Origin of the sequence: Halomonas ventosae, from assembly GCF_004363555.1 — a bacterium.
Taxonomy (GTDB): domain Bacteria; phylum Pseudomonadota; class Gammaproteobacteria; order Pseudomonadales; family Halomonadaceae; genus Halomonas; species Halomonas ventosae.
In genome coordinates this window covers 40012-63625 of the sequence record NZ_SNZJ01000004.1, presented here as the reverse complement: position 1 = coordinate 63625, position 23614 = coordinate 40012, and the positions used below count along the sequence as shown (strand labels likewise).

Here is a 23614-nt window from a genome sequence, read left to right as displayed (position 1 = left end):
CCGGTCAGCGTTAAAGGAGCTGTGCGCGGAGGCGACGAATCGCCTGGCTGTGCAGCTGGCAGACTCGTGACTCGCTGACATCAAGCACCAGGCCGATCTCCTTGAGATTCAACTCTTCCTGGTAGTAGAGGGCCATCAGCAGTTTTTCGCGTTCGGGAAGGGCCTCGATGGCGGCGGCAAGCTGTGTCTGGTCCTCGAAGGCCTCCAGCAAGGCCTGCGGCGTCAGGCTCTCCGCCTGCTCCGGGGCCGGTTCACCGCCGGCTGCCACCACCTCCTCGAAGGGCATCAGCAAACCGCAGTTCGTATCATTGAGCAGCTTCTGGTACTCGGCCAGGGGCATGCCCAGGTCAGCGGCAATATCGCGCTCGTCGGGGGCGCGTCCCAGCAGCTGAGCCAATCTTCGATGGCTCTCTTCCATGGCCCGAGCCTGACGCCTGACGCTGCGAGGAAGCCAGTCACGCGTGCGCAGCTCATCGAGCATGGCGCCACGAATTCTTTGGCTGGCGAAGGTCGCGAAGGTAGCGCCAGCACTGGCGTCATAGCGGTTGAACGCATCGAGCAGGCCCACAGCGCCGGCCTGGATAAGATCATCCAGGTCAACGCTTGCCGGCAGCCGCACCTGCAGGGCCAATGCCTGGCGGCGCACCAGCGGCAGGTATTGATCAAGCAGGCTGCCTTGATCGACTTTGCCCTTAGCCGTGTACATGCATCTCCTCGCGAGTCGTGGTCCCACACATGCCATTATTGGCCAGGTCGGGTATCGGGCAACTGGCGAGAAAGCAGGAGTTTGGCCGATTAATCATGGGTTAGCGGTAGTCGACGATGACCTGCAGGTAGCGAATCTTGATCGGTGGGCCCTGAGGAGAGAGCCGGCGAAAGCGGAAGTGCAGGGAGCGATCGGCAGGCTTGCCGTACAAGGCGTCGGTCCAGCCGAAGGGATGGATCACCTCCACACACGCTTCTTGATGGCATAGTGAGCCCTCGAAGCCACCAGGGGCCGAGTCGTGGTCGAATCGCCAGCGGACCCGAGTGACCAGCTGACCGGACAACGAGGCGGCGTCAGGTGGCGAGAGAAGTGTCTCGACCGTGCGCCCCGGGCTCGTGAGAAGCGGCCCCGGTACCTGCTGTGACCAGCTTCCCGTGGCATGGGCATCCGCTGCGACCAGCATCCCGACGAGTGCCAACGCCGTGCGAAGCTTCATGCCGACACCACCAGCAGGTTGATGTCGAAAACCGCTTTGGCCACGGCACGGACGTTGGGCACCAACCCCTGTGTCGGAGGTGCCGGGTGAAGCAGGACCATGTGGCGGGGAACTGGCTGCTCCTGCAGGAGCTTCAGGGTGTCATGGGCTCGTCGGAAGGCCTGCCGATCGTCATCGACCCAAAGCCCCCAGTGCGCCTGATGCTGGGTCAGGTACGGCAGGTGCGGTGAGTCTGCCATGACCGGCACGATCCGCCAGGCATCCGGGTCACCGACCCAGTGGCGCCCCGCACTGGCCCAGCGGTCGAGCACTTGCCGTACGCGGGCAACCTGGATGCTGGAGGCATCGGCTAGTCCCACCACCATCAGGGTGTGCCGAACCGCCGGCGGTGACGCCGGTGTCGATTCCGCCGGTGATGATGCCGAAGCGTGCGTGGGAGAGGTGTCCTCCAGTGCTTCCTCGCTTGACTCCGATGCCGATTCTTGCCGCTGCATCCACTGCCGCAAGCCCTGTGCCTGATCAGCTGGCATGTGCGCTGCCTCCCCGCCACTGGGCGCCGAGATTGACGAAGGTGTCTTCCACCAGGAACAGCAGAATCAAGCCGTCGAGCAGCGCTTGCGTTCCGGCGCGGCGCCTGCTGCCGTTAAGCGCCAGCAGCTCCCCCCTTAGGTCCAGGGCCCAGGAGGCTTGCGTGGCGGTCAGGTGACAGGCAAGGCCCGCAAGCCCGGCGGCCATGGCCAGGCGCCAGTTGCGGTCGATCTCGCCCAGCTGCGTCTCTGCAAGCGCCTTGTCGGCGCGTGCGGTCAGCGTCGTCATCGAGTCCAGCATGACCAGGCGACCCAGCAGGAGAGAGAGCGCAGAAGGTGCTGTCGCGGAGGCGATCCAGTAGCGCTCACTCGCGGTCTTGCCACTCTCCGCATGGGTCAGCCGACCGCACCATGCCTCCAGAGGAGCGCCTTCGTTGTGTCTGGGAGCCAGTCCCTCGGGTAGCGAGAGTCGATGAAAGTCGGCAAGGAGAGGCTGCTGACGAAGCATCGTCACTTGCTGGTTCTGCCAGGTCGCCAGGGGAGCGAGCTCCCTGAGGGGCTGCTTGATACCGGCATACCATAGGCGGTTATGCGGGCTGGCGTGGCTTAGCCAGGTACACCCTTCGCTTTCCAGCCAGTGGCGCGTGCCGGCATCGGGCAGGTTGGGCAGGATATGCATGCGCGGCTGCCAGGCCGAGGACCAAGCCAGCCGCTCCGGCCACCCTGCCGGCTGCTGATGCTGCAGCAGCGGCAACCCGCAGGGCATCCCGTCCTCGGTCAGCCACAGTGCCGGCATTGCCCAGGTCTGACCACGGGCCGGGCCCGGGCGAGCCCAGAGCAGGCAGCTTGCCTCGGTCGGTCGTCCCTGCAGGCGTGCCAGGGCGTCGTCTTGCCGGCCCGCCGGAAGGTCGGTCAGCTCCCAGGCCGCTTCCAGGGCGCTGAAGCCGGGCACCTCACGACGCAGGGTCTGCCACAGGGTTGCCAGGTTTCTGCCCTGGCCGAGCAGCTGGTGTGACAGCCGGCTCAGGCGTGGAGCCTCGGCCCTCGAGTGCCAGGCGCTGCCGGCATGCTCGGCGCCCTGGACCAGCGCCTGCTGAGCAAGGGTGTCGGCCTGCACCGGTGACAGGTCTTCCGGTACGCGCTGGCCATGGGAGACATAGTGCAGGCGTAACCCGTGGCGGATCACGACATCCAGCACTGGCGCCAGTCGTGCGGCCTCATCGTGCTTGGTGAGTATGGCCTCGCGTAATGGATGACCGGCGGCATTGGCTGCGCGCTGGTAGGTGGTGACCACCTCCTCGAGGGTTTCCCCCTGGCTGCCGGCATTCAGCAACAGCAGCAGGTGCAGGGGGCGGCCCGTGGCGCGCAGGCTCTCCAGCTGGTCCACGAGGCGTGCATCGCGCTGACTCATGCCCACGGTATCGACGATCACCAGTTGCTTGTCGGCCAGGCGCGGTAGCAGCGTCTCGAGGGGAGTGTCGTTGTCGACGGTGAGCAGGGAGACACCAAGCAGCTCGGCGTAGATGCGGAGCTGTTCATGGGCGCCGATGCGGTAGCTGTCGGTGCTGACCAGTGCCACCGCATCGGCGCCAAGGCGCATGACCTGGCGTGCCGCCAGCTTGGCGGTGGTGGTGGTCTTGCCGACACCGGTCGGGCCGACCAGCGCCACGATGCCACCTGCCGAGAAGGGGTCATGGGTCGTCTCGTGGCTCAGCCGCCGGGTAAGACGTTGCATCAGCCACTCACGCCCCTCGGCGATACGCGTGGGGGCATCGGCTAGCTCCGGTGGCAGGCCGGTCAGCAGGCTGTCGGCGAGCGGCTGGCTGAACCCCGCGTTGTGGAGCTCCTGCATCAACTGCGCCGTCAGTGACTTCTCGCCAGGGGCTACCCGTGGACGATCGAGCAGGGTCCGCATCTCCTGCATCTCATCGAGCAGGCGCCTTCCCAGGGCGGCGAAGTCCTGCTCAAGGGGCTCGGCTGGCGGCCGCGCAGGACGTGGGGCATGCTTTACGGAGGCATCTTCGACGACCTCAGGTGTGGAGGCCTGTGTCAGGGGATGCCGCTCCAGCTGTGGACCGGGCGTTGGCTCGGCAGGTGCCTTGGCGCTCGAGGGGACTGCTGGCGGCAGAGCCTCTGGAGCCTGGGTGGCGGCGACGGCATGCTCCTCCGCCATGGCCAGGATTTCGTAGCCCTGTTCCGTGCGTCGGTTGGCCAGGATCAGGGCGTCCTCACCCAGGGCATCCCTGACCCGGCGCATGGCATCCCGGCTGTTGACGCCGGTGAAACGAATCACACTCATGGTGTCGGGTTATCCTCTCGATGCAGCCTGACCGCCGACGAGGCTCGTGACCCTCAACGTTCGGTCGGCGGAGACTTCGGCTTGTGACATCACGACAAGATGGGGGAGCTGGCGGCGCAGGAAGCGCGACAGGAGCGGTCTGAGCGCATGCTGCACGACCATCACCGGCGGCTCCCCGCGTGCCTCCTGTTCCGACAGGGCGATACCGGCCTGTTCCATCAGGCTGTCGGCGAGTCCCGGCTCCAGGGCGCTGTTGTTGTTCATGGCCTGCAGCAGTACACGCTCCAGACCGGCATCCAGGCCGATGACGCGCAGCTCCTCGCCCGGCGGGAACCACTGCTGGGTGATGCCGCGGCCCAGGGCGATGCGCACCTGGGCCACCAGCTCGTTGACATCCTGCTGGTGGGGGGCGTGCTCGGCCAGGGTGTCGAGGATGGTCGGCAGGTCGCGGATCGACACCTCCTCCTGCAGCAGGGACTGCAGGATGCGCTGCAGGGTGGTGAGCGTCAGTGCCTTGGGGACGACCTCCTCCACCAGGGCCTTCTGTTCCTCGCCGAGCTTGTCGAGCAGCTGCTGCACCTCATGTCTGCCAAGCATGTCGGCGGCGTGTTGCTGGAGCAGGTGATTGAGGTGGGTCGCCACCACCGTTCCTGCGTCCACCACGGTATAGCCGTACACCTGGGCCAGCTCGCGCTGATCCTGCTGAATCCAGCGAGCCGGCAGCCCGAAGGCCGGGTCCTGGGTGGGCGTGCCCTCGACCTCCCCGGAGACCTGCCCGGGGTCGATGGCCAGCCAGCGGCCAGGGAAGGATTCTCCCCGGCCGATCTCCACGCCCTTCAGCGAGATTACATAGGTGTTGGCGCCGAGCTCGAGGTTGTCGCGGATATGCACCACGGGGGGCAGGAAGCCGATCTCCTGGGCGAACTTCTTGCGCACGCTCTTGATGCGACCGAGGAGTTCCGCGTCCTGGCGCTCGTCGACCAGCGGTATCAGACGGTGCCCGACCTCTAGGCCGAGCGGGTCGACCAGCTGGACATCATCCCAGCTGGCTTCCGGCGCCTCTGGTGCAGGGGGCGGAGGCGCCTTCAGATCGGCTTCGGCCTGCTCCCTGGCGGCCCGGCGCTGCAGCGTCCAGGCCAGGCCGGCGAGAACGCCGGTAAACAGCAGGAACACCAGGTTCGGCATGCCGGGCACCAGGCCCAGCAGGCCCATCACCGCGGCGCACAGGATCAGGACCTGAGGGCTGACGAACAGCTGGCTCATCATCTGCTGGCCGACGTCCTGATCGGTGTTGACGCGGGAGACCGTCACGCCGGCCGCGGTGGAGATCACCAGGGCCGGAATCTGTGCCACCAGGCCATCGCCGATGGTCATCAACGTATAGGTGCGCGCCGCGTCGCCGAACGCCATGTCGTGCTGCAGCATGCCGATCAGCAGGCCACCGATCACGTTGACCACCATGATCACCAGGCCGGCCATCGCATCGCCACGCACGAACTTGCTGGCGCCATCCATGGAGCCGTAGAAGTCGGCCTCCTGGGCAACCTCGGCGCGGCGCCGGCGAGCGTCCTCCTCGCCGATCAGGCCGGCATTGAGGTCGGCGTCGATCGCCATCTGCTTGCCGGGCATGGCATCGAGCATGAAGCGAGCCCCGACCTCGGCGATGCGGCCGGCACCCTTGGTGATCACCATGAAGTTGATCACCACCAGGATGGCGAACACCACCAGGCCCACGGCAAAGTTGCCACCGATCAGGAACTGGCCGAACGCCTCGATGACCCGCCCGGCGGCATCCCCACCCTGATGGCCCTCCATCAGGATGACTCGGGTAGACGCCACGTTGAGCGAGAGGCGCAGCAGGGTGGTGAACAGCAGTACCGCGGGGAAGGCGGCGAAATCCAGTGGCTGCCGGGTGAACATGCTGACCAGCAGGACCATCACCGACAGCGCGATGTTGAAGGTAAAGAACATGTCCAGGGCGAAGGGCGGCAATGGCAGGATCAGCATCGCCATCACCAGGAGGATCAGCAGCGGGCCCGCCAGCAGTTTCATCTGTACCTGGCGCAGGGCAGTGGTCTGTCCCAGCAGTTGGCTCAACGCTTTCAAGGTGCGGCTCCAGGCAGGTCGTCCGCATCGGCACCGGGATCAAGTGCCTCGGGAACCGGCAGGTCGTGGGGGGTATCGAGGGGGGGGCTGCCATCCCGGGCGCGCAGGCTGTATGCCCACGCCATCACCTCGGCCACGGCGGTATACAGGGTAGCCGGGACCTCCTGTTCAAGGTCCACGTGCTGATAGAGCGCACGCGCCAGAGGAGGTGCCTCCAGCTGTGGCACCTGGTGGTCGCTGGCGATCTTACGGATGCGCAGGGCAACGTCGTTGCGCCCCTTGGCGACCACGCAAGGCGCCCCCATGCGCGCCCCGTCGTAGCGCAGCGCGACGGCGAAGTGGGTGGGGTTGGTGACGATGACATCCGCCTCGGGAACCTGGCTCATCATGCGCCCGCGGGCCATGGCCTGCTGCTGGGAGCGGATCCGCGCCTTGACGTGCGGGTCACCCTCCGTCTCCTTGTGCTCACGCTTCACCTCTTCCTTGGACATGCGCAGCTTCTTGGCGTGGTTCCAGAGCTGGAACGGGACATCGATGAGGATGACGACCAGAAGCGTCAGCACCACCAATCCACCAGCCTGGGCCGACATGGTCAGGGCACTGGCCAGTGCCTGCTGGATCGGCTGGTCCATCAGCGCCAGGAAGTCGTCACGCCGTGACCACAGGAAGGCGACTGCGACGCTGCCCACCAGCACCGACTTGGCGATCGCCTTGGCCAGTTCAACGAGTGCCTGCACGCCGAACATGCGCTTGAGCCCCTTGAAGGGGTTGAGCTTGGAGAGCTGCGGCTGGAGGGACTTGGCCGAGATCAGCCAGCCGCCCAGCAAGGCGGGGGCCACCAGGGCCACCACGGTGAGCAGCAGAAACAGCGGCAGCAGGGCCAGCAGGGTGCGCTCCCCCAGCGCCAGCGCCAGGGTCAGCATCGGCATGACCTCCAATGCCTCTCGGCGTTCGAACAGGAAGGCCTGTTCCATGACCAGCCCAAGCTGGTCGTAGAGCATGCTGCCCATGCCCCAGAGTCCGCCGACCCCGGCCAGCAGCAGCATGAAGGTGGTCAGCTCACGGGAACGGGCGACCTGGCCCTCCTCGCGGGCCTTCTCCAGCCGTCGGGGCGTGGCGGGTTCGGTCTTTTCCTGGTCGCTGCTCTGATCGGCCATGCCCGGCGGTGCCTGTCAGTCATACGCTATTGGGGATGGTGCGTATTCTGCTCAGGCCCGGCGACGGGTGATCGGGGGAATAGCGTGGCGAATGCCACGCTAATCGGTCACTGGAAGGGGCGCGCGTTCGGCGAGCTGCCACAGTTCGCCCTGGCGCTGTATGCGGTTTCTGGCTTCGGTGTCGAGGACCAGCAGGGTGATCCGGCGATTCATGGGGTCATCGGGTGGCGCATCGGGAAGGGGGAGCTGGTCCCCCATGCCGGAGACACGCAAGAGCTTGCCGGGGTCCAGGCCGCCGCTGACCAGTTCGCGACGCGAGGCGTTGGCACGGTTGCTGGACAGCTCCCAGTTGCCGTAGCCGCGTTGGCCATTCACATAGGGAAGGCTGTCGGTATGGCCGCTGATGCTGATGCGGTTGTCGAGCTCGTTCAGCAAGGGGGCCAGGGTATGCAGCAGCTCGCGCATGTAAGGCGCGACCCGGTCACTGCCGAGCTCGAACATGGGACGGCGCTCGCTGTCGACCAGCTGAATGCGCAAGCCCTCGCGGGTCTCATCGATCAGCAGCTGCTGGCGCAGCTCACGCAGCGAGCTATCGCCCTGGATCGCCGTTTCGATGCGCCGCTGGAGTCGCCGCAGGCGCCGCCGCTCCTCGCTGGGACGCGTCTGGCGCTTGAGGTCGATGCGGGCGCGCTCGCCTTCGGCGTGTGTGGGGTCCGGCCCGCCGCCCGGGATGACCTTCTCGCTCGAGGCGCCGTCGCCGGTAATGGCTGCGGAAAGTGGTGTCCGGAAGTACTCGGCGATGGACTCACGCTGCTCGTTGCTGGCCGTGCCGACGATCCACAGAACCAGGAACAGCGCCATCAGTGCGGTCATGAAGTCTGCCAGGGCGATCTTCCACGCGCCGCCATGGTGCTTGTGAATGACCTTCTTGCGGCGAATGATGATGGGCCGCTGCTTGCTCATAGCTCGTTCAGCCCGCTCTTGGCATCACGTACATGGTCCTCGAGCTCGTTGAAGCTGGGGCGCTCACTGCTGTGCAGCGCCTTGCGCCCGAACTCGACAGCCACCTGTGGTGCACAGCCGTTGAGACTGGCCAGCAGCGTGACGCGGATGCACTGCAGCATCTTCACCGCCTCGCTGACCTGTCGCTCGATTCGGCTCGACAGCGGGTTGACGAAGCCGTAGGCCAACAGGATGCCCAGGAAGGTGCCAACGAGAGCGTGGGCGATCATGACCCCCATCTCGTCGGGGCCGGCATCGGCGGCGCTGAGGGCTTTCACGACACCCATCACCGCGGCCACGATGCCGAAGGCGGGCAGGCCGTCGCCGACCTTGCCGAGCGCGTCAGCCGGAATGTGGGCCTCGTGCTCGAAGGCCTCGATCTCATGCAGCATCAGCTCGTCCAGCTCCATCGGGTCCATGCTGCCGCTGACGATCAGGCGCAGGTAGTCCGTCAAAAAGCCCATGATCATCGGATCATTGAGGATCTTGGGATGCTCCATGAACAGGGGGCTGCTCTCGGGTTCGTCGATGTCGCGCTCGATACCCAACATGCCCTCACGGCGCATCTTGCTGAGGATCTTGTACTGCAGCGCCATGAGTTCCATGTAGGTGGACTTGTCATAGCGAGTGGTGCGCTTGAGGCGTGATGCCGTACGCAGTGTGGCCTTGATGGCCTTGCCGTTGTTTGAGGCGATGAAGGCGCCTACGGCCGCACCGCAGATCATCAGGATCTCGGTTGGCTGATAGAGAGGCCCCAGGTTGCCGCCGGCCAGAACGAAGCCGCCGAAGACCGAGAAGGCGACGATGAGGAAGCCAATGGGTATCAGCACGGTGTCGGGTCCCTCGTGGAGGCGATGTGTGGGCGTCAGCGTCAAGAAGCCTATCGGCAGCGGGGCCGGCAACTTGAGGTGTGCAGAAGCAAAAAAACCTGCCGCGAAGGCGGCAGGCATACCAAGGAAGATCGGCTGAGGTATGGGTCAGGCCTGGCGGCGCTCGCCCAGGCCGGGACGTTGCACCGGCGGCTCGGCTTCGGCCTCGCGGCGCTTGCGGGTCTTGCCTGCGCGTGAAGGGGGCTGGCAGATGCCGCAGACGTAATCTCGATGCAGGGACTGGGCATGAGTCACGAAGTGGCCCGAGCAGCGACCGCACTCTGCGAGTTCCAGCATGTCGCTCTCGAAGAAGCGGATCAGGGTCCAGGCCCGTGTCAGGCCAAGCACCGGTTCTTCTCCATCCTGGGCGGCCTGCTCCAGGTAGAGCCGGTAGGCGCGAATGAAGGCAGGGATGCGCTCCAGGCCCTGTTCATGGTGAAGCTGGCGATAGAAGCCGTAGAACAGGGAGGAGTGGATGTTGGGCATCCAGGTGATGAACCAGTCGGTGGAAAACGGCAGCATGCCCTTGGGGGGGGACATGCCGCGCACTTCCTTGTAGAGCCTTACGAGGCGGCTGCGTGACAGGTCGACTTCGGTTTCCAGCAGCTGCAAGCGAGCCCCGAGCTCGATGAGCTCTATGGCCATCTGCACCTGCTGCATTTCGTGGATGAGGCTCTTCTCAGGCATGGCGACGCCCTGCGTAGTTAATCATCATTCTTATTTGCCAACACCAGAGAGCAGCAATGAGGCGTGCAAGGATCCCAGCCCCTGGTTGCGAGGGTTGTCCACCAGCTGGCGCAGTGCCTCGCTGTCCTCGACATTGAAGCGGAACAGTAACTGGTTCGTGCTGGCAAGCTCATGTATCTGGCGGCTGCTCAGGGAGGCAATCATGTTGGCCATCTCCTCATCGAGCTTGAGGCGAAAGCGAGCCAGCTCAGGGTCGGCATGTAACAGCCGCTGAGCGAACAGCAGATACGACAGGTTGAGGTCCCGCAGCTCCGTCAGGAAGTTATCGGCCGTCATGGCAAAACCCTAGTTCTCGTCAGGCGTTTTCATTTTTGTAGGCGGCAAGCATGCATTCATTTACCGAACCGGTAGCGTGTGCCCGCCAGTAATGCGAGGGGATTTTGCCCCGCCTGGAGAGTGGAATGCAACAAATTGAAAAAGGCTAATTTTAATTAGCTTCAGATGGAGACACTATTTGCGTTGATCTATATCAATCACCCAGGCGAGAAGCTCTGCCACGACTTGGTAGAGTGTTTCCGGTATCTGCTCATCCAGTCGAACCTGCATTAACAGGCTAACGAGCTCGGGTGAGTCATGAATGAAGATGTCGTGCTGTTTCGCTGCCTCGATGATGCGCTCGGCCAGCTCCCCATAGCCCTTGGCGACGACCCGGGGGGCCGTGTTGCCTTCGCGATAGGAGAGGGCCACCGCATGGCGGCGTGAGTCCCGGTCAGGTGTCTGTTCGGGCATCGGGCTTCTCCTCACGCTCCGCGACGCTCAGCAGCACTTCGCTGAACCCCAGTCCCGCCAGCCTCTGCTGCAGATGCGGCAGCTCGGCGTTGAGCGTATCGCGGGTCTCGGCGGTGTCACTGGCGATGGCCATGGTCAGGCGCTGTGTGCCTCTGAGACTCAGGCGCACGCCAAGGTTGCCCAGGTGGGGAAGCTCCAGGGTCAGCTCCGACTGCCAGGTAGACTCGTCCTGTGCGCGCCCCTTCCCATCTTGCTGGCCTTGCCTCTGCCCATGGTGGAACGGCGGCTGGATCACCAGCGCCATGAAGATCCCGGTCCAGATATCGCCTTCCCAGCGCAGGACAGGCTGGGCCAGCATCTCCAGCTGTTGACGCACCAGGCCCTGTAGTTGCTCATTCTGCGTCATGCCGGCGGGGGTAGTGGAACCACCACGGGAATTGGCCTCCCAGGCCTGCTCGGCGAACTGGCGCAGTGCCTCGGCCTGGTTGGTTGCTCCGGCGGGCGGGGCCAGCGGTGATGTCAGGTGGCGAAGCGGTGCGTCGCCGGGTGAGGTGGGAGCAGTGCCTTGCGCCGGTGGGGCGAGCGTCACCGCGGTCAGTCTTGGGGCCGCCTGCATCTGCGGTTCGCGGAGCAAGGCGTCACGAGGGTAGTCACCATGAAACCAGCGGTTGACGTGCGCCTCGTAGAACAGCCCGCTTTGCTGAACATGGTTTTGGAGTGCGTTGGCCAGCTGAGCGGGAGGCGCCGCCTGCGGCAGCGAGGAGGTCGGCAGCAGGGGAGTCGGTGATCGGATGGCCGGCGGCGGCGAGGGAAAGCGCAGCAGGGTGTCGGCGATGGTGCGGGCGGCGTCGCTCAGGTGGGACTGCGCCGAGGTCACGGGCCGCCCCGATGGCTCCGGGGCAGGCTTGAGGTTAGGCTCCTTGAGCGACTTGCTAGCGGTGCCTGCCTGGGTCAAGGGAAGCGGAAGAGGGCGACCATCCAGTCGGGAGTCACTGTGCAAGGCGCGCGGCGCTTCAGCCGGGTTGAGCGGGCGCACCGGTTCGTTGAGGTCGCGGGGTGGCGGAATATCCACCCGCTTCCCCAGTACCTGGTGCAGAAGCGTGTCGATGATGGGGTTGATCCCGCTCATGCATCATGGGCCTAGAGTTCGTGGATCGGTGATCGCTGACGCCCGGAGGCGCCATAGGCCTGCTCCAGGCTCTGTCGGTTGCGGGTGCCCTGCATTTGACGATCCAGCACCTCGCGGCGTTCCACCAGATGCTGACGCACTTCCAGGTCATTCTCCAGGATCTCTTCGAGCAACTCGACCTTGCGCTCGGCCTGCGCGATGTCGAACGAGAGCCCCTTCTCGCTTTTCGCCAACTTCTCGACACTCTCCACGTAGTGGACCTGCAGGTCGATCAGCTCATCCCACGCTCTCTCTTGCGCCCGGGTGCGCATCACGCGGGTCAGCTCGCACAGCCGTTCGTAGCGTCGCAGCACATCGATGGGAGTGACCGTGCGCTCGCCACGATTCAGGGATGTCACGATACGCCTCCTTGCGTCTGGGTGCCGATCTCACGCCAGGCACCGGCCAGCTCTTTCAGCAGTCGCTCGGCCTCGTCGAGTCGCTGCCCGTCGTTATGCAGGTTGGCCGCCACCAGCTGGCGTGCGATGTAGTCGTACAGGGATGCCAGGCGCTCGGCCACTTCGCCCCCCTTTTCCTGGTCAAGGGCGGCCACCAGCCCCTGGTTGACGATATCCAGCGCCTTGGAGATGGCAAGGCCCTTGTCGGCCAGGTGGCCCTGCTCGAGGTGGATACGCGCCTTGCGAATGGCCGCCAGGGCTCCATCGAAAAGCATCACGATCAGCTGATGCGGGCTTGCCGAGAGGGCGCCGCTCTCCACGCCGACCCGGGCGTAGGCGCTGGCACCTCGGCCATAGGCCCCTTTCTGCCTGGCAATGATCATCGTTGTGGCTCTCCTGGGTTATTTCTTGCGCCCGAGCTGGGCGTTCATGACGTCGAACTGCTGGCTCAGATAGCCGCTCATCGAGTTCATCTCGGAGATCATCGAGTCGAGCTTGGCGAACTGGCTGCGATAGCGCGCCACGGTGGAGTCGATGCTGGCCTCCATGCGCTCGTAGCGGTTCTCGAGGCTGCTCACGGTACTCTTGAGACCGTCGGTGGCGATACTCAGCGCGCCGTCGTTACCCAGCATCTGGTCCAGGGTGGTATTCAGCTTGCCGGCCATGCCACCTTCCTCGCTGCTGCCGGCAAAGAAGGCCTGCAGGCCATCGAGGTTGCTGGCCATCACCTCATCCAGGCGGTCGCCATCCAGCTTCAATGAGCCATCGAGCTCCACGCTGATGCCAACCTGGGAGAGCATGCGGAACTCCCCCTCGCCCACGCCACCGGTCAGCTCGCTGCGCAGCTGAGTCTGCACGCGCCGCAGCACGCCATCCCCGAGCAGGGCGCCGGCATCGCCGGTTTCGGCGTTGAAGCGGGTCATCTTGGCCATGCTGGATTGCAGGGTGTTGTAGGCATCGACGAAGCCCTGCACGGCCTTCTTGATGGACTCGGTGTCCAGGCTCACATCCACGGTGGCGCTGCCGGTCTCGGCCAGGTCCAGCGTCACGCCCTGGATGGCATCCTCGACGCGGTTGCTCTGGCTGGTGATGGTCACGCCATTGACCTTGAGCGAGGCGTTGGTGGCGGCCACCTCGGTAGTGGCGTCCAGCTGCAGCTGGGTGGCCAGGTCGCCTCCTACCTGCAGGTCACTGATGGCGGCCTCGGTGCCGGCCTCGGTGGAGGCGAGGACCAGGCGCCACGGCGCATTCGGGTCGCCATCATTGACGATGGTGGCCTGTACGCCGGCATCCTGGGCGTTGATGGCGTCGCGAACCTCCTGCAGGGAGCTCTGTCCGGCGGCGATGTCGGCGCTAAAGGTCTCGCCGCTGCCCAACGTGAAAGTGAGGCTGCCGGCTCCCAGCTCGGCTTCCTGGTCCGCGACGCCGGCGGTGGCGACGCTATAGGCGCTGGCCAGGTCGGTGACCTCGACCTGGTAGCGCCCGGGAGCGGCGGTGTTGGCGGCAGCGGCCTTCAGGGCCGAGCCGGTCACCTCGCTGCCGACCCCTTGATAGAGCTTGGCATCGTTGAGCTGGCTGGTAGCCACCTGAAAGGCCGACAGCGCGCCCTCCAGGCGCCCATAGGCGGAAATCTTGCTCTCCACGCCCTGGCGCTGCTGGGCGATGGGGGTGAGCTTCTGACGTTCGGCGGCGGCGAGCTGGTCGACGAGACCATTGAGGTCCATGCCGGAGCCGATACCGAGGGCCGTGATCGTAGCCATGTGAAGTCCTCTTGGGCGTGGCGCACAGTGTGACCGATTCGGGCCGTGCGCCATGCGGCAATAAACGCCAATGAGCCGTTGTCTCTCTGCTTATCGGCCGAAGCGGTCCCGGCTTTAGGCCTGGCCGTGGTGCAGGAGCCCAGCACCACTCAGTCAGGCAGGGGCAGGGCCTCGACGGGTTCTCCCTTGGCCAGCAGGGCGCCGTCGTGGAGCAGCCGGCCGAGCCGTTGCTCGGGGCGAGCGGGCTCCTTGGCCAGGTAGACCTGGCTGGGATTGCCCTGGCGGTCCAGGCGGGCCACCCAGCCCAGGGTGTCGTCGGCGAAGCGGACCAGGGTGCCGACCGGCATGCGCCCGAAGTGCAGGATGTAGCGCTTGACCCAGTGGGGATCGAACCGATGAGGGTGGCCGAGCAGGTAGCGGTGGATGCCGCCGATGGTCCAGGCGGGGCGGTCGGCACGGCCACGCCCCATGGCGTCGGCGACGTCCACGATCATGGCGATGCGGGCGAGCTGATGGAGCTGGTTGTCCCTCAGCCCGCGCGGGTAGCCGCTGCCGTCAAGGCGCTCGTTGCTGCCCTCCACGATGTCGCGTACCACGCTGCGGGGCAGCCAGTCACACCCCTCCAGCTGGGCGATCAGCAGCGGGGCATGGCGCTGCATCTGGCGATACTGGTCCTCGCTCAGTGTTGGGGTCTGCAGAAGCTCGGGACGCAGTAGCGCCTTGCCCAGGTCGTGCACCAGCGCCACGGCGGCGATGGCCTTGCGAAGGACACTGGGCATGCTGGCCTCTCCCACCAGGTCCAGCAGGCGTGTGGCCACGGCCAGGCCATGTTGCACATGGGGCGACTCCAGGCGCATGCAGACCAGGGCGAACAGCAGGCCCTCGCGATCCTCGGCCAGCATCTCCAGCAGCGCCTCGCTGTGCTGTGACAGCGCGGCGAGGTCAAGAGGCTCACCTTGCTGCAAGGCGACCCACTGCGCATCGAGATAGCCAGCCACTTCCGACAGTCGCCGTGCCATTGGAGTGGGGTAGGCATTCCCCTGGCGTCTACCGATAAGGTCCACGCCGGGCTTCTTGCGAAACAGCGAGGAGGCGGACAGCGTGGTGGCCTGGTTGAAGTAGCGCGCGCTCTCGCGCTCTATCTCGCGCACGTAGTACCACAGCTGTCGCTCCTGTTCTGGGGTGCGCCGGGGAAACTGGAAGCCGGCGGTGACCAGGTGGCGCTGTGGCTCGGGCTGCACATGGCGCACCTCGGCATCGATCTGGAAGCGTGCCTCGCTGGCAAAGCAGAGCGTCAGGCCGAAGCGGGGGGCTCCGTCGCCGAGCAGGTGGCTGGCGCTGATTGGCAACTCCAGTCGGCACCCATCGACGGAGAGGTCGCGCAGGTCAGCCTGGATCTGCAGGTGGGCAAGGTTCTCGCGGAGCGGTTCCACCAGTACCCCGACCTGCATGCCGAGCCGCAGCTCGGCGCGGTAGGTGTCGCGCCGGTGCAGCACCTCCAGGAAGGTCGGCCACGCCAGGCGGCAGCGCCACTGGTCGTTTTCCTCGTCGCAGCTCATCACCTCGACAGGTGGGGAGGTGACCAGCTTGCCGCGTACCTGGCCACGCAGGCGTAGCGTCAGGCCGGGCTGCAGCGAGGGCAGGCGGGAGTCCGCCAAGGTCATGTCCAGCGTCAGGCTGGAGGCCTGTTGCACCTCCAGCACGGTCGTGGGGGTCTCCGAGTCATCGTCCCACAGCACCTCAGTGGTGCCGGGTTCCTGCATGGCCTGCAGCAGCCCCTGCATCTCCGCCGGGCTCTCCAGGCGCTCGATCGGGCTGTCGGTGCCGGCGTTGGATGTGTCGGCTCCGCTGGTTTGGTCACTGCTCTCGGTCACGCTTGCCCCTTCTTCACCTTCCCCGCAGCTGATGGCGCAGGGGTCCTTGGCGATAATATCGGCCGAAGCAGTGCAGTCTTTAACCGGAATGCCCTGGCGGGAGTGGGCACTGCCACGCCAACGACAGGAAGCGGCCGTCGTCATCGAAAGTGAGGCGGTAGACGCCGTGCACACCGGTGAGCGCCATGTTCCGGGAGAGGGCGCTGGCGGGAAAGACGACGCGCTGCCCGGTCAGGCTACGGGCGTGGACCTGCCTTGCGCTGCCGCGGTAGTAGGCGAGGCACTGTTCACAGCTGAGGTCCAGAGGGATATCGAGGTGGGCCATCGAGGTGGTAGCTGGTCAACTCGGATATTGAATGCCCCGGGGCGTCGGCTCAACACGCCCCGGGGCCGGGTCGCTACAGTGTGTCGTTGCGGGCCGGCGTTGGGCCGAGATTGGCGGCTTGCCGGCCTGACGGTGTTAATGCCACTGGACCTCTCTGCCGCTCTCGGCGGCATCCTCAAAGTCCGAACACATCTTGGCGATTTCAGTGTCATTGGCAAGGGAGGCCATGCAGCGCGTGTATGCCGCTACCTCAACCATCTTTAGACCATGCCGCTTTGCCAGGTAATACTCGTAGGGCAGCATCTCGGGTGACAGCCCGATGTCCTGGTGCATGACATTGATAAGCGTGCTGACAAGCTGCGGGTTGTTCTGCTCGTGGGCGAACTGGAGGAGATGTTGATAGTTGAAGGTGGTGCGGTAGTCGCCATCGATTGCCTTGAGGAAGTAGGCCTGTGATTGTGGTTCATTGCCCAGCTTGGCATGAGTCGTGGCAAGATAATTGTAGATATAGGCGTTCCGCTCAAGTGAGGGTGGGATCTTCCGCGACTCCACCTTGGAGAGTGCTTTCATCAGCTCTTCTCGGCTGCTGGCGACAAGCGAGTTGAGGCCCATCAGGTAGTCGATGGAGGCGAAATGGGGGACGTCAGACTCCGCCCGCTGTCGACGCTGCTCTGGCGGTAGTTCCCAGGCGGCCTCGTTGACGGCCTCCAGGCGGCTCTCCTGTGGCTCATAAACGCTATCGCGAGAGCCAGTGGCCTTAGCGGCACAGCTCTTGAAATCAATGTTGAACTTGTTGTCGCCCTGATTGACGAGGCACTTCAGGTCCTCGTCGTCGCGGCTATCCAGCGCGCTGGCGGAATACTGCCCCAGTCGCCGAATCGCCATTTTCAGGCCATTCTGGGAATAGCCAGCCTTAGCCAGTAGTTTCACGGCATAAAGGTCGGCCTCGATCTCGTCTTCACGGTCCCAGCGATGGTAGATCAGCCCTTGTGCCGACTCCTTTAACGCATCGCCAAGAAGAATGCTGTAGCCGTTTCCAGCGGCGATGCCGCCGGCTCGGACAGCAGTGACGGCGGCGTCCTGAAACTTCGACACGGTGGTGTCTTCATTGATCGCATGGGACATTTCGTGGGCGATCAGGGCGGCAATCTCGTCCTCGGATTCAGCCTGCGCGATCACGCCTGCAGAAAGCACGATCGTCCTGGGAGAGGGATTATAGGCCTCATAGCCATTGACGGTGTCGACCAGGACTTGGCAGTTGCAGGGCTCGCTGTTGCCGGCATCGAGGCGATCCTTGATGCCATTCACATAGTCCAGAAGGGCCTGGTCACTGACCAGCACACGGCCCATGCGGTGTACTTGTTGAAGGTCAGAGTTATCGACGGCATACCCCTCGACCCCCTTAAGCTGCTTGTCTTCCAGCGAGATGGCAGCACACCCGGTCAGGGAAAGCGCGAGAAAGGAAATGGCGCAGATTCTACGGATCATTCGCATGATTCACCGGCCCCCTTGACGCTGGCGGAACGCGTGTCCGAGGAGATGGACAGGGCCAGCGTGTCGCAGGCACTTGTTACCAGGGTTTCGTTCTCGAGTACGACATCGGCGCGTGCGATGCGGTACTCCTGCCCCCCAGCAGAGAACACCAGCTCTCGCTGGGTGCCCGACGCAAAGGTGGCGGCGGTGGGCAGGGCCAGTGACGAGATCTCCGTTACCAGTACCCACTCGTCGCTGGATACCTTTTGGGCTTCGGTGAAGTCCGGGCTGGGGATGTCGGAGATCACCAGGTTTTCAGCCCAGGCACTTGATGCCAGGCTGATGAGGGCGGCAGCGCAAAGTCCTTTAGCGACTTTCATTCAGGTTCTCCTTTATTTTCATGATGGCGGCTTCGTTGCGAAGCACGATTTCGCGCAGCAGCGGAACGACGGCGATCAAGGAAAGCCATCCTTCCGGCACGATACGGAGGATGTTATGGAAGACGAGCTGTACCAGGACCACGGCTCCGGCGATGGCAGCCCACCAGAGAAGCACCCAGGGGAGCTTTCTTCGTGGCGGGCTGTTGTGGCGTCGCTCAGCCTGGCCCATGAAAAGCAGTACGGCGGCTGCCCAGAAGAGCAGTCCCCAGTACGTCATGTTGCGGTAGTGGAAGTAGCCATCATCGAGTCGCCAGAGGTTCTCGAAGGCCATGGCATGGAGCAGTACTCCGGGCACCCTTTCGTACACGGGGGTCTGGATATAGTCATGGGTGCTGGGCATGACGACGCCTACCATGACGGCATAGGGGGCATCCTCATCGATCCCCGGGGGAACGAGCGATACGGGATCGTCACCATAGAGTTGTGATGCTCTGACGATATGCACCGGCATGCACTTTGCAGGCAGGTGGCTGGGCTCCGCCTTGCTGTAGAGGCCTTGCAGCACCCCCTCCAGGAAGCGCTTCGCAAGCATCCAGATGTGACTGCCGGGCCGTGCCGGTATGCATTCGCTGGATTCCACCGCTGCCCAGTGAACAGAAACGGCCGGCGCACTGGACGGGTCCAGCCATGCGCACTCCTTGGCGCCGGCAGCGCAGAGTGCCTGGTACATCACCGTCGCTGGTGTGGGAGTGGTTTCGGTGGTCTCGGAGTCCTGGAACTGGATGGGGGCGCTCAAGGGATAGAGCTCGCCGTGGCCGGACCATGCCGTGGCAGAAAGCCGGGGCTGGTCAAGGCGTTCATAGGCGTCGGGTGACATCGGCATGGGTTTGCCTCCGCCAGCGAGCACGATGTCAGTGCCGGTTCCCCTGTTGTCGATGAGTGACAGCCGCCTGCCCAGCCGTTCAAGCTCACCGCTGGCATCCCGCTGCTCCTCGAAGTAGATGTCATAGAACAGAGACGCCGGTGGGCGCTCCTGCTTGACGGTCAAGTCACTGATAAGCCGCGCATGATCCGCATAGTCGAGAGGCCAGTCGTTGCTGGACATCCAGCCGCTGCCATCGGCGTTGAGATCTCGGATGCTGGCGGCATCGATGGTGACAACGGTCAGCGGCGCCATCTCGACACCCGAGAGCCGGACATAGAAGTTGTGGTATTCGCGGGACAGCGCGCGATCCGAGGTGGAGGAGAGCGTGAAGGGGTCGGCGAGGAGCGCCCAGGCCCCGAGTGCCAGGTACGTCAGGTATCGGACGGAGAGGCGACACCATAGTTTATGGCGCAGCGTGCTCCACCTCTGCCGCCAGGGTTCAAGTGGCTTCATTGTGTCGTGCTCCTGCGTCAGTCTGGCTTGAACCCGCCTCGATGATTCGTGAGATGGCGGCATAGTGCGACTTCCACGTCATATGGGAGTCAACGAGATGCGTGAGGTCGTGATTCTTGATCCTGTCGATCGGGGGGATGATCGGCGAGTAGCCGATGGGCTTGCTGAGGAACAGGTTGGATGAGGTGTAGAGGTACTTCAGAACGTGGTCCTGGCGGCTGAAGCAGTTGTGAATCGTGCCCCTGACGCTGCCCGCGGCCCTTTCCCAACCCGCAGCGTTAGCCCGACCCACGGCGCCACCGAGGAAGATGACGTCATCGACCTTGCAGACCCTGCGATTGGCAAGTTCCAGTAGCGCGAAGTAGATCACCCGGCAACCGAGCGAATGGCCTGCCAGGGTGAATGAGGGTTGGGGGGAGTGTGCGATGGCGTCGGCAAGCTTTCTGCCCGCCGTCCTGGCGTTGACCATGGCCACATGCCAGGGGTTACCGGCGAGCAGGTAGCACGATGTCAGGGTGGCCATGGGGCCGAGGCGTCGTAGTAACCCTCGGCGGCCGAGCAGCACCGCGCGATTGAGCACCGCTTGCAGCCCATGCCCCGACACTCCCTTGCCAAAGGCAAATCCCAGGCTGCGTAATGACTTCGAAGACCAGGTCACGCCATACAGCGCGGCTCCGCGATTGGTGTGGGCATGCTGCTCTTGCCAGTCGCTGAAGCCACTGTCCTGCTCCCGCAGGAAACCGTTCAGGAACAGGCAGGCACTCTTACCGCTGGGGACTTCGGATAGTTGCCGAATGCAGAAGCTGGGATCGTCGTGGTGGTACTTGTACGCCAGGTTTCCGCCATAGGCCCCACCGATCACGCCGGATGCCGATGCGATCACCGCCTTGCCCGCCGCCTGACTGCCTCCTATCGCGGCGAGAGAGGCATCGCGCAGGGCTTCACCACTCAACGATGAGATGGCAATACCGGCGTCGGTCAGCCCAAGCAGCCCCGTGCTGCCCAGCAGTGCAGCGACTGCCGGAGCTCCACCGTCATGGCCCAGCATCAGTCCTGCCGCTGCCAGGCTTCCGCTGCCCACATAGGCGGTATACTTGGCTAGCCGGAGGTAGTGGGGGCGGTGACGTCGAAAGAGCCGTTCACATTTCGTGATATCGGGAAGCCGCTCAGGGCGCTCGAAGGCATTTATGCTGCCATCGTGTTCGGCGCAAAGCTGCCGGGCATAGCGACGAAAAAGGGGGGATGCCTGGGTGTCTGGACCTTTTGCCATGTGGTCGCAAAGGCGGCAAGGCACCGTTCTGCGCTGGCAGAAATGGCACTTGTAGTGGTCCCTTCCCAGTCGGGCAGGCACGGCCAATGAATGCTCCGTGTGCTGTAGGCACCAAGAGCAAAAGGCGTGCAGAGAGTGGCTCTGCATTCCTTCCTTGGACATCTTGTGTTCCCTTGCGTAACGGTGGTGCTCTTGTCGGCTCCACTCGTAATTCTTATTGCCTGGCCCTAAGAATGCGCCGGCAATGTGAGGTAATTCTTACATTAGCCCATTCGCTTTTCTACACGGCCACCGGTTACTTGGGCACGCGGCGCAATATTCATGAAGAAGTAAGTCATTGCTCACTGTATCGGGCGCGTAATAATTGAACGTTTTTCGCCTAATACATTAGTCTTAAGGAGGCGCTCTCGTTCCGATTCCAGCGTATGGATCTCGTAATCGCCGCATTGATCGCCAACCCCCACTTCCAGCAACAGGGCATGAGAGCAGGCGAGGCGTGCCTGACAATGGCGTAGCTTCTTGATCACCTGGTGCCGGGTTTGGCGCTGAGAGCTGAGCGTGACCTCAATCACGGCGAGCCGGTCACCCTGGCGTCGGCGATGGATCATCAGGTCGGGAAAGATGGTACGTGCCTCGGTGGCGGCGCTGGTGGTACTGACGATCATGTGGCCCTTGCGCTGCCAGGGGCCGGTCCAGCAGTTGAATTCGCAGTCCAGGTTCCAGTCGGGGAAGAGCGGCTGCAGGTGCCAGCTCAGCCGGCTGGTCACGCTGCGTTCGCTGGCCTCGGCTTCCAGCAGCTCTGCATCTTGCCTCGCCATCGTAGCCACGGCCTGTTTCAGCCGCGCGGTCAGGTCCCCAAGGGAAGCGGTGGTGAAGGTCTCCATCTGGGTCATGGTGTCACCTCGGCGGCCGGTGGCTCTGGAGTGTTGTTGTTACCCAGGCTATCGGCAGGAGCGGCCGCAGCTTTAATCTTTGCCGCAAAGAGCAGGTGGTTCAGTTCCGACCTTTCGGGGCGATTTCACTTTTATCCTGAAGTTCTCAAGGGATTAGCCGACATGTGGAGAGTGCCAGGAGCGCAGGGACTCTCCTTGCCCCGGCACCGGTGAGCAAGCTCCGCGATGACATCGCCGTGCTTCGCCACCTGCAGGAACTGGGCGTGCCGGCGGCGCGGCTGCGTGCCATCGACTACGCCGATACCCGGCCGCTGGGCGACAACGCCACGCCCGAGGGGCGTGCCGCCAATCTTCGGGTGGCACTGATGCTGCACGAACGCTAAAGTCGCGGCAGCTTCGGCCGATAGAGCCTGAGTCGTCAATCTTGGCTGGATGCACCTATGTCGGAACTCCCCCCTCCCAACGCGCCCACACTCGAGGAACTGCGCCGCGACCTGCTGCGCGGTTCGCGCTTCTTCGGCCTGCCCCAGTGGCTGTGGGGGCTGCTGCTCGGCAGCCTGGTCTATCTGGGGTTTCAGCTCTTCGGCAATGCTTTGCCACTACCCGCCTGGCTGCTCTGTGTGCTGCTCGGCTGGGGGATAGCGGAGCTTGCCTTCCTCCCTCGCCGACTCGAGGCAACCAAGCTGGCGCAGTATGAGCGTCGCCAGGCGATTACTCGCCTTGCCATGCAGCGTGGAGTCGGGCTGGGTCAAGTTAAATAGCTGATTGCTCTTCCAATAGCTCAGCAAGCTCCTCCCTTAGCTTGCATTCGTCTGGAATTTCAAAGTATGCATACGAAGGTATTGAGTTGAGACTTTCTAAGTCCGAAAGAATTGATTTTTGCAGCGCAACTATGTTTTTATATCTTTTTTTAAGTTTGCTTTTAACTGGATCAACTATTTTATAATATTTAAAAAGGTAGCCTTTTTTAATTCTTCGTGCTTGGAAAAAATTTTCAAAGCCAAAATCTAAGTGTATGATATACCGGTTGCAAGCGTCTATATGTTCGCTGGCTTCTTTTGTAAAATAGTCAAAGTTTTCATGATCATTATTTGATATTTTTCCCATTATTTTAAGATAAGGCCTGATGTGACGCTCATACTTGCCAGGCTTATTCTCTGTAATCTCTTCGATTATTTCATAGAAATATAGAAACCAATGAATTTCCTTTGCCAAGGATTCGTAATTTTTTCCAACTCTTTTTTCTAGGTTTGCTATCTTTTTTTTGTGCTTTTTCTTTTCAATTAACCATTTGTCGAAATGATAGGCATGAAAAATTTTAGCAATATGTGCGAGCCTGTCTGAGATCTCTAATGAATCATTATTCTTTTCTTGTCCAAAGTTGGCAGACAAAGTTATAGCTTTTGCTGCTTCTAGAAGTAGGTCGTGAACTTCTTTAAAATTCTCGTTGTCAATTTCTTTGAAAATTTCTGTAACAAGGTTTTCTTTTGGCTCTATCATATTTTTCTCAGTATGTCTGTTTGGGTAATAATCACCTAGGTTAAGATAGAAGTTGAAGTATGTGAAGTCAACGTGGATGAATTCCATATGTCTAGGGAATGCTGCATAACTTCCGCCGGCGGCGGCCTGACAGCCATCGGCGAGAGTGGTTCTCTATGCATTCTTGCACTGCAGTCAATTTTAAAAATCCATGCCGAAATTATTTAGCAATGTCTCAAGATGTAAGATGTCAACCTATAATTATCTCGATGGGAGATTTGGGTTAGTCCTGAATTGTCATAGATTCTTTGCAGGAGTGTTGCCTTGATTAACATCAAAAGTTGCAGGGTTGCCTGTTTGCCTTATCTTATTCAGCATCGCCAGCGTATGCTCCCGCTGCTGGGTCACGGCTTCCTCGAGAATGGCCAGTAACTTGTTGTAATCCTCTGGCATCTGCTCATCCATACCGGTGGCTTCAAAGCTCTCCATGATGGCACGAGTGTCGTCCAGCACAGCCTGAAGCTCATCAATCACCCGCTGGTGCACATCAACGGTCATGTCATGTCCGCATGAAGCAA

General features: G+C 62.8%; 26 protein-coding genes. 2 read left to right on the top strand and 24 right to left on the bottom strand.

Going from position 1 to position 23614, the window contains the following annotated elements:
• Positions 1-10: 10 nt before the first annotated feature.
• The 22 genes from DFP85_RS04370 to DFP85_RS04265 form a co-directional block, all read right to left on the bottom strand.
• A complete protein-coding gene (locus DFP85_RS04370; protein WP_133635100.1) occupies positions 11-706 on the bottom strand; it encodes an RNA polymerase sigma factor FliA in 696 nt (231 codons plus the stop codon).
• A gap of 100 nt (positions 707-806) precedes the next feature.
• A complete protein-coding gene (locus DFP85_RS04365) occupies positions 807-1202 on the bottom strand; it encodes a flagellar protein FlhE (RefSeq protein ID WP_133635099.1) in 396 nt (131 codons plus the stop codon).
• A complete protein-coding gene (locus DFP85_RS04360) occupies positions 1199-1732 on the bottom strand; it encodes a hypothetical protein (RefSeq protein ID WP_133635098.1) in 534 nt (177 codons plus the stop codon). The genes DFP85_RS04365 and DFP85_RS04360 overlap by 4 nt, the downstream gene beginning before the upstream one ends.
• Positions 1722-4028 (bottom strand): flagellar biosynthesis GTPase FlhF, encoded by a 2307-nt coding sequence (flhF, locus tag DFP85_RS04355; protein ID WP_133635097.1) that lies wholly within the window; start codon positions 4026-4028, stop codon positions 1722-1724. Before flhF ends, DFP85_RS04360 begins: the two co-directional genes overlap by 11 nt.
• A 9-nt stretch (positions 4029-4037) precedes the next feature.
• Positions 4038-6134 (bottom strand): flagellar biosynthesis protein FlhA, encoded by a 2097-nt coding sequence (gene flhA, locus DFP85_RS04350; protein ID WP_133635096.1) that lies wholly within the window; start codon positions 6132-6134, stop codon positions 4038-4040.
• Positions 6131-7291: a flagellar biosynthesis protein FlhB gene (gene flhB, locus DFP85_RS04345; RefSeq protein ID WP_133635095.1), complete on the bottom strand. Its 1161-nt coding sequence runs from the start codon at positions 7289-7291 to the stop codon at positions 6131-6133. Before flhB ends, flhA begins: the two co-directional genes overlap by 4 nt.
• Before the next feature lie 99 nt (positions 7292-7390).
• Positions 7391-8254, bottom strand: coding sequence for a flagellar motor protein MotB (gene motB / locus DFP85_RS04340; RefSeq protein ID WP_133635094.1), 864 nt, complete (start codon positions 8252-8254; stop codon positions 7391-7393).
• On the bottom strand, positions 8251-9123 hold the full coding sequence (gene motA / locus DFP85_RS04335; RefSeq protein ID WP_133635255.1) for a flagellar motor stator protein MotA: 873 nt from the start codon (positions 9121-9123) through the stop codon (positions 8251-8253). Before motA ends, motB begins: the two co-directional genes overlap by 4 nt.
• A gap of 147 nt (positions 9124-9270) precedes the next feature.
• Positions 9271-9849 (bottom strand): flagellar transcriptional regulator FlhC, encoded by a 579-nt coding sequence (flhC, locus tag DFP85_RS04330; protein WP_133635093.1) that lies wholly within the window; start codon positions 9847-9849, stop codon positions 9271-9273.
• Between the two features lie 30 nt (positions 9850-9879).
• Positions 9880-10185: a flagellar transcriptional regulator FlhD gene (gene flhD, locus DFP85_RS04325; RefSeq protein ID WP_133635092.1), complete on the bottom strand. Its 306-nt coding sequence runs from the start codon at positions 10183-10185 to the stop codon at positions 9880-9882.
• A 174-nt stretch (positions 10186-10359) separates the two neighbouring features.
• The gene (locus DFP85_RS04320; RefSeq protein ID WP_133635091.1) at positions 10360-10638 is read right to left on the bottom strand and encodes an EscU/YscU/HrcU family type III secretion system export apparatus switch protein; all 279 of its coding nucleotides are present in this window, start codon (positions 10636-10638) and stop codon (positions 10360-10362) included.
• Positions 10619-11767 carry a flagellar hook-length control protein FliK gene (fliK, locus tag DFP85_RS04315; protein ID WP_133635090.1) on the bottom strand — a complete coding sequence of 383 codons (1149 nt, stop codon included), beginning with the start codon at positions 11765-11767 and terminating at the stop codon, positions 10619-10621. The genes DFP85_RS04320 and fliK overlap by 20 nt, the downstream gene beginning before the upstream one ends.
• Before the next feature lie 11 nt (positions 11768-11778).
• Complete coding sequence (fliT, locus tag DFP85_RS04310) at positions 11779-12165, bottom strand: flagellar protein FliT (RefSeq protein WP_133635089.1); 387 nt, start codon at positions 12163-12165, stop codon at positions 11779-11781.
• Positions 12162-12587 carry a flagellar export chaperone FliS gene (fliS, locus tag DFP85_RS04305; RefSeq protein WP_133635088.1) on the bottom strand — a complete coding sequence of 142 codons (426 nt, stop codon included), beginning with the start codon at positions 12585-12587 and terminating at the stop codon, positions 12162-12164. The genes fliT and fliS overlap by 4 nt, the downstream gene beginning before the upstream one ends.
• 18 nt (positions 12588-12605) lie before the next feature.
• A complete protein-coding gene (gene fliD / locus DFP85_RS04300; RefSeq protein ID WP_133635087.1) occupies positions 12606-13964 on the bottom strand; it encodes a flagellar filament capping protein FliD in 1359 nt (452 codons plus the stop codon).
• 149 nt (positions 13965-14113) lie between these two features.
• Positions 14114-15838 carry an HD domain-containing phosphohydrolase gene (locus DFP85_RS04295; RefSeq protein WP_166644599.1) on the bottom strand — a complete coding sequence of 575 codons (1725 nt, stop codon included), beginning with the start codon at positions 15836-15838 and terminating at the stop codon, positions 14114-14116.
• A gap of 79 nt (positions 15839-15917) precedes the next feature.
• Positions 15918-16163: a DUF2835 family protein gene (locus tag DFP85_RS04290; RefSeq protein WP_133635085.1), complete on the bottom strand. Its 246-nt coding sequence runs from the start codon at positions 16161-16163 to the stop codon at positions 15918-15920.
• A 135-nt stretch (positions 16164-16298) separates the two neighbouring features.
• Positions 16299-17651, bottom strand: a complete 1353-nt coding sequence (locus tag DFP85_RS04285; RefSeq protein WP_166644598.1) for a M48 family metalloprotease — start codon at positions 17649-17651, stop codon at positions 16299-16301.
• Entirely contained in the window at positions 17648-18016 is a 369-nt protein-coding gene (locus tag DFP85_RS04280) for a hypothetical protein (protein ID WP_133635083.1), read from the bottom strand. Before DFP85_RS04280 ends, DFP85_RS04285 begins: the two co-directional genes overlap by 4 nt.
• Entirely contained in the window at positions 18003-19394 is a 1392-nt protein-coding gene (locus tag DFP85_RS04275) for a CHASE2 domain-containing protein (protein ID WP_166644597.1), read from the bottom strand. Before DFP85_RS04275 ends, DFP85_RS04280 begins: the two co-directional genes overlap by 14 nt.
• Positions 19381-20826 carry a DUF726 domain-containing protein gene (locus DFP85_RS04270; protein WP_133635081.1) on the bottom strand — a complete coding sequence of 482 codons (1446 nt, stop codon included), beginning with the start codon at positions 20824-20826 and terminating at the stop codon, positions 19381-19383. Before DFP85_RS04270 ends, DFP85_RS04275 begins: the two co-directional genes overlap by 14 nt.
• A gap of 179 nt (positions 20827-21005) precedes the next feature.
• A complete protein-coding gene (locus DFP85_RS04265) occupies positions 21006-21557 on the bottom strand; it encodes a hypothetical protein (RefSeq protein WP_133635080.1) in 552 nt (183 codons plus the stop codon).
• Positions 21558-21766: 209 nt separating this feature from the next.
• Between DFP85_RS04265 and DFP85_RS18865 the strand changes: the two genes are divergently transcribed.
• Together DFP85_RS18865 and DFP85_RS04260 are read left to right on the top strand one after the other, a co-directional pair.
• Positions 21767-21940: an OmpA family protein gene (locus tag DFP85_RS18865; RefSeq protein ID WP_166644596.1), complete on the top strand. Its 174-nt coding sequence runs from the start codon at positions 21767-21769 to the stop codon at positions 21938-21940.
• Positions 21941-21997: 57 nt separating this feature from the next.
• Positions 21998-22318: a hypothetical protein gene (locus DFP85_RS04260; RefSeq protein WP_133635079.1), complete on the top strand. Its 321-nt coding sequence runs from the start codon at positions 21998-22000 to the stop codon at positions 22316-22318.
• On the opposite strand, the gene DFP85_RS04255 is transcribed toward DFP85_RS04260, so the two are convergent.
• Both DFP85_RS04255 and DFP85_RS04250 read right to left on the bottom strand, forming a co-directional pair.
• Complete coding sequence (locus tag DFP85_RS04255; RefSeq protein WP_133635078.1) at positions 22311-23057, bottom strand: hypothetical protein; 747 nt, start codon at positions 23055-23057, stop codon at positions 22311-22313. The two genes, DFP85_RS04260 and DFP85_RS04255, sit on opposite strands and share 8 nt — an antisense overlap.
• A gap of 276 nt (positions 23058-23333) precedes the next feature.
• Positions 23334-23594, bottom strand: a complete 261-nt coding sequence (locus DFP85_RS04250) for a hypothetical protein (protein ID WP_208108447.1) — start codon at positions 23592-23594, stop codon at positions 23334-23336.
• Between the last annotated feature and the right edge of the window lie 20 nt (positions 23595-23614).

What these genes read in the sequence shown, in the direction of transcription:
- DFP85_RS04370 (WP_133635100.1), bottom strand. Translation starts at nt 706, where the DNA reads ATGTACACGGCTAAGGGCAAAGTCGATCAAGGCAGCCTGCTTGATCAA.
- DFP85_RS04365 (WP_133635099.1), bottom strand. Translation starts at nt 1,202, where the DNA reads ATGAAGCTTCGCACGGCGTTGGCACTCGTCGGGATGCTGGTCGCAGCG.
- DFP85_RS04360 (WP_133635098.1), bottom strand. Translation starts at nt 1,732, where the DNA reads ATGCCAGCTGATCAGGCACAGGGCTTGCGGCAGTGGATGCAGCGGCAA.
- flhF (WP_133635097.1), bottom strand. Translation starts at nt 4,028, where the DNA reads ATGAGTGTGATTCGTTTCACCGGCGTCAACAGCCGGGATGCCATGCGC.
- flhB (WP_133635095.1), bottom strand. Translation starts at nt 7,291, where the DNA reads ATGGCCGATCAGAGCAGCGACCAGGAAAAGACCGAACCCGCCACGCCC.
- motB (WP_133635094.1), bottom strand. Translation starts at nt 8,254, where the DNA reads ATGAGCAAGCAGCGGCCCATCATCATTCGCCGCAAGAAGGTCATTCAC.
- flhC (WP_133635093.1), bottom strand. Translation starts at nt 9,849, where the DNA reads ATGCCTGAGAAGAGCCTCATCCACGAAATGCAGCAGGTGCAGATGGCC.
- flhD (WP_133635092.1), bottom strand. Translation starts at nt 10,185, where the DNA reads ATGACGGCCGATAACTTCCTGACGGAGCTGCGGGACCTCAACCTGTCG.
- DFP85_RS04320 (WP_133635091.1), bottom strand. Translation starts at nt 10,638, where the DNA reads ATGCCCGAACAGACACCTGACCGGGACTCACGCCGCCATGCGGTGGCC.
- fliK (WP_133635090.1), bottom strand. Translation starts at nt 11,767, where the DNA reads ATGAGCGGGATCAACCCCATCATCGACACGCTTCTGCACCAGGTACTG.
- fliS (WP_133635088.1), bottom strand. Translation starts at nt 12,587, where the DNA reads ATGATCATTGCCAGGCAGAAAGGGGCCTATGGCCGAGGTGCCAGCGCC.
- fliD (WP_133635087.1), bottom strand. Translation starts at nt 13,964, where the DNA reads ATGGCTACGATCACGGCCCTCGGTATCGGCTCCGGCATGGACCTCAAT.
- DFP85_RS04290 (WP_133635085.1), bottom strand. Translation starts at nt 16,163, where the DNA reads ATGGCCCACCTCGATATCCCTCTGGACCTCAGCTGTGAACAGTGCCTC.
- DFP85_RS04285 (WP_166644598.1), bottom strand. Translation starts at nt 17,651, where the DNA reads ATGATCCGTAGAATCTGCGCCATTTCCTTTCTCGCGCTTTCCCTGACC.
- DFP85_RS04280 (WP_133635083.1), bottom strand. Translation starts at nt 18,016, where the DNA reads ATGAAAGTCGCTAAAGGACTTTGCGCTGCCGCCCTCATCAGCCTGGCA.
- DFP85_RS04275 (WP_166644597.1), bottom strand. Translation starts at nt 19,394, where the DNA reads ATGAAGCCACTTGAACCCTGGCGGCAGAGGTGGAGCACGCTGCGCCAT.
- DFP85_RS04270 (WP_133635081.1), bottom strand. Translation starts at nt 20,826, where the DNA reads ATGTCCAAGGAAGGAATGCAGAGCCACTCTCTGCACGCCTTTTGCTCT.
- DFP85_RS04265 (WP_133635080.1), bottom strand. Translation starts at nt 21,557, where the DNA reads ATGACCCAGATGGAGACCTTCACCACCGCTTCCCTTGGGGACCTGACC.
- DFP85_RS04260 (WP_133635079.1), top strand. Translation starts at nt 21,998, where the DNA reads ATGTCGGAACTCCCCCCTCCCAACGCGCCCACACTCGAGGAACTGCGC.
- DFP85_RS04255 (WP_133635078.1), bottom strand. Translation starts at nt 23,057, where the DNA reads ATGATAGAGCCAAAAGAAAACCTTGTTACAGAAATTTTCAAAGAAATT.
- DFP85_RS04250 (WP_208108447.1), bottom strand. Translation starts at nt 23,594, where the DNA reads ATGACCGTTGATGTGCACCAGCGGGTGATTGATGAGCTTCAGGCTGTG.